3 protein-coding genes are annotated in these 3,716 nt (G+C 71.2%); 2 read left to right on the top strand and 1 reads right to left on the bottom strand.

Annotated elements, in window-relative coordinates:
- On the bottom strand, nt 1–816 hold the full coding sequence (locus tag GKQ77_RS29560; RefSeq protein WP_219692184.1) for an IclR family transcriptional regulator: 816 nt from the start codon (nt 814–816) through the stop codon (nt 1–3).
- A gap of 402 nt (nt 817–1,218) precedes the next feature.
- Here GKQ77_RS29560 and allB point away from each other — a divergent pair, with 402 nt between their 5' ends.
- Nucleotides 1,219–2,538: an allantoinase AllB gene (gene allB, locus GKQ77_RS29565; RefSeq protein WP_219692185.1), complete on the top strand. Its 1,320-nt coding sequence runs from the start codon at nt 1,219–1,221 to the stop codon at nt 2,536–2,538.
- Nucleotides 2,539–2,542: 4 nt separating this feature from the next.
- Entirely contained in the window at nt 2,543–3,655 is a 1,113-nt protein-coding gene (gene alc / locus GKQ77_RS29570) for an allantoicase (RefSeq protein ID WP_308117822.1), read from the top strand.
- Nucleotides 3,656–3,716 lie beyond the last annotated feature (61 nt).

A 3,716-nucleotide genomic window follows, 5' to 3' on the forward strand; every position in this document is an offset into this window, starting at 1 on the left:
TCAGGAGCCCGCCCCCGCGTTGGTAAGCGCCGACGACAGCTCCACCGCCACCTGCTGCAGCACCGGCACGATCCTCTCCGTGGCCACCTCGGTCACCCGTCCCGCGGGCCCGGAGATCGAGATCGCCGCCGCCGTGGGCGAGTTCGGCACGGACACGGCCAGGCACCGGACGCCGATCTCCTGCTCGTTGTCGTCGACGGCGTACCCCGCGCGGCGGACCTCGTCGAGCGCGGCGAGAAACCCCTCCGGCGTCGTGATCGTCTTTTCCGTGGCCGCCGGCATCCCGGTGCGGGCGAGCAGCGCCCGGACCTCCTCCGGCGGGGTGTGCGCGAGGAGTGCCTTGCCGACGCCCGTGGAGTGCGGCAGGACGCGCCGGCCGACCTCGGTGAACATCCGCATGGAGTGCTTGGACGGCACCTGGGCGACGTACACGATCTCGTCGCCGTCGAGCAGCGCCATGTTGGCCGTCTCGCCGGTCTCCTCGACGAGGCGGGCGAGGTAGGGCCGGGCCCACGTGCCGAGCAGCCGCGAGGCCGATTCGCCGAGGCGGATCAGGCGCGGGCCGAGGGAGTAGCGGCGGTTGGCCTGCTGGCGTACGTAGCCACAGGCGACCAGCGTGCGCATCAGCCGGTGGATCGTGGGGAGGGGAAGGCCGCTGCTGGCGGACAGCTCGCTGAGACCGACCTCGCCCCCGGCGTCCGCCATCCGTTCGAGCAGATCGAAGGCGCGCTCAAGAGACTGGACGCCGCCGCTCGCGGCGGGGGGCTTCGGGGCGGCGACTTCAGCAGGGGCGTCGTTGGCGCTTGACGTCGGCACGGCGCGTTCCTTTCGGTGCTGGCGGGCAAGGAAGCAGCCTACCGGGCGGTTCTTCCCGGGGGCTCTCGCGCGAGGTGGCGTCGTCGCCGGTCAAGGGGGCTTTGCCCGGTTCTTCGCGGGGTTGTCCCGTGGGCCCGTGGCGCTGTCGTTGTGCGTAGCTACGTTCTGGTCAGCGGAATCCTAATTCCACTCTGTGGAAACGTCCAGAGCGAGCCCGAGGTGGGCCCTCGCCCGAAGCCCACCCTTGACGCCGCGAGGTCGAGCGTGAAAACTCTTTCAACAGAACGTTGAATTCCGTTAAGCGGAAACAAAAGGTCTGTGAAGCGGAACAGAAGAGAGGGGACACGGGTGTCCGAGAAGGACGTGGACGTGGACACGAGCGTTGCCGCGGGTGTGGAGCTGATGCTGCGCTCCACCCGCGTCGTCACCCCGGAGGGGACGCGCGCCGCCTCGGTCGCCGTCTTTGGCGGGAAGATCGTGACCGTCGGCGCGTACGACGCCCCGGTCCCGGACGGCGCCCGCGTCGAGGACTTCGGCGACCACGTCCTGCTGCCCGGCCTCGTCGACACGCACGTCCACGTGAATGACCCCGGACGCACGGAGTGGGAGGGCTTCTGGACCGCCACCCGCGCCGCGGCGGCCGGCGGCATCACGACCCTCGTCGACATGCCCCTCAACTCCCTGCCGCCGACCACGACGGTCGACAACCTGCGGACCAAGCAGGAGGTCGCCCGCAGCAAGGCGCACATCGACGTCGGCTTCTGGGGCGGCGCCCTGCCCGACAACGTGGCGGACCTCAAGCCCCTGCACGACGCGGGCGTCTACGGCTTCAAGTGCTTCCTCTCGCCCTCCGGCGTCGAGGAGTTCCCCGAGCTGAACCAGGACCAGCTCGCCGCCTCCATGGCCGAGATCACCGGCTTCGGCGGCCTCCTCATCGTGCACGCCGAGGACCCGCACGAGCTGGACGCCGCCCCGCACAAGAGCGGCCCCAAGTACGCGGACTACCTCCAGACCCGGCCCCGTATCTCCGAGGACACCGCGATCGAAGGCCTCATCGCCGTCGCCAAGCGGATCGGCGCCCGGATCCATGTACTGCACCTGTCGTCGTCGGACGCGCTCCCGCTGATCGCCGCCGCCAAGCGCGAGGACGTCAAGGTGACCGTGGAGACCTGCCCGCACTATCTGACGCTGACCGCCGAGGAAGTCCCCGACGGCGCCAGCGAGTTCAAGTGCTGCCCGCCCATCCGCGAGGCGGGCAACCAGGACCTGCTCTGGGAGGCGCTGGCCGACGGCACCATCGACTGCGTCGTCACCGACCACTCCCCGTCCACCGCCGACCTGAAGACCGACGACTTCGCGACCGCGTGGGGCGGCATCTCCGGGCTCCAGCTGAGCCTGCCCGCCGTCTGGACCGAGGCGCGCAGGCGCGGCCACACCCTCGACGACGTGGTGCGCTGGATGTCCACGCGCACCGCACAGCTGGTCGGACTCGACCAGAAGGGCGCCATCGAGGCCGGCCGCGACGCCGACTTCGCGGTCCTCGCGCCCGACGAGACCTTCACCGTGGACCCCGCGGAGCTGCAGCACCGGAACCGGGTCACGGCGTACGCGGGCAAGACCCTCAGCGGCGTCGTGAAGTCCACCTGGCTGCGCGGCGAACGCATCCTGCACGGCGGCGAGTTCACCGAACCCGCGGGCCGACTTCTGGAAAGGAACAACTGAACCAGTGGCGATACCTTCCTTCACCGGCGACGCGAGCCCCTACGGCGGCGGCGAGCCCTACGCCGACTACCGCACGGCCGACTTCCCCTTCACCCAGTACGCCAACCTCGCCGACCGGCAGCTCGGCGCCGGTGTGATCGCCGCCAACGACGAGTTCTTCGCGATGCGCGAGAACCTGCTCCTCGCGCACCCGGCCGTCTTCGACCCCGAGCACTTCGGGCACAAGGGCAAGGTCATGGACGGCTGGGAGACCCGCCGAAGGCGCGGCGTCTCCGCCGAGCACCCCTGGCCCACCGAGGACGACCACGACTGGGCGCTCGTACGCCTCGGCGCCCCCGGCGTCATCCGCGGCATCGTCATCGACACCGCCCACTTCCGCGGCAACTACCCCCAGGCCGTCTCCGTCGAGGCCACCAGCGTCGAGGGTTCGCCCACCCCCGACGAGCTGTGCGGCGGCGACGTGAAGTGGACGACGCTCGTCCCGCGTACGCCCGTCGGCGGACACGCGGCCAACGGCTTCGCCGTCGACGTCGAGCAGCGCTTCACACACCTGCGCGTCAACCAGCACCCGGACGGCGGCATCGCCCGCCTGCGCGTATACGGCGAGGTCGCCGCCGACCCCAAGTGGCTCGCCGCGCTCGGCACGTTCGACGTCGTCGCCCTGGAGAACGGCGGCCAGGTCGAGGACGCCTCCGACCGCTTCTACTCCCCGGCCACCAACACCATCCAGCCGGGCCGCTCCCGCAAGATGGACGACGGCTGGGAGACCCGCCGCCGCCGCGACACCGGCAACGACTGGATCCGCTACCGGCTCGTCCAGCAGTCCGAGATCCGCGCCGTCGAGATCGACACGGCCTACCTCAAGGGCAACTCGGCGGGCTGGGCCGCCCTCTCGGTACGTGACGGTGAGTCGGGGGAGTGGGTCGAGGCGCTGCCCCGCACCCGGCTCCAGCCCGACACCAACCACCGCTTCGTCCTTGACGCGCCGGTCGTCGGCACGCACGTACGCGTCGACATCTTCCCGGACGGCGGCATCTCCCGCCTGCGCCTGTTCGGTTCGCTGACCGAGGATGGCGCGGCCAGGCTGGCCGCCCGCCACCAGGAGCTGGGCGGCTGATCCGCCCCCGCAGACGTGGGGCGCGCCGGGTGGACAGCCCCGGCGCGCCCCACGCCCATGC

This window comes from Streptomyces anatolicus (assembly GCF_019400875.1).
Taxonomy (GTDB): domain Bacteria; phylum Actinomycetota; class Actinomycetes; order Streptomycetales; family Streptomycetaceae; genus Streptomyces; species Streptomyces anatolicus.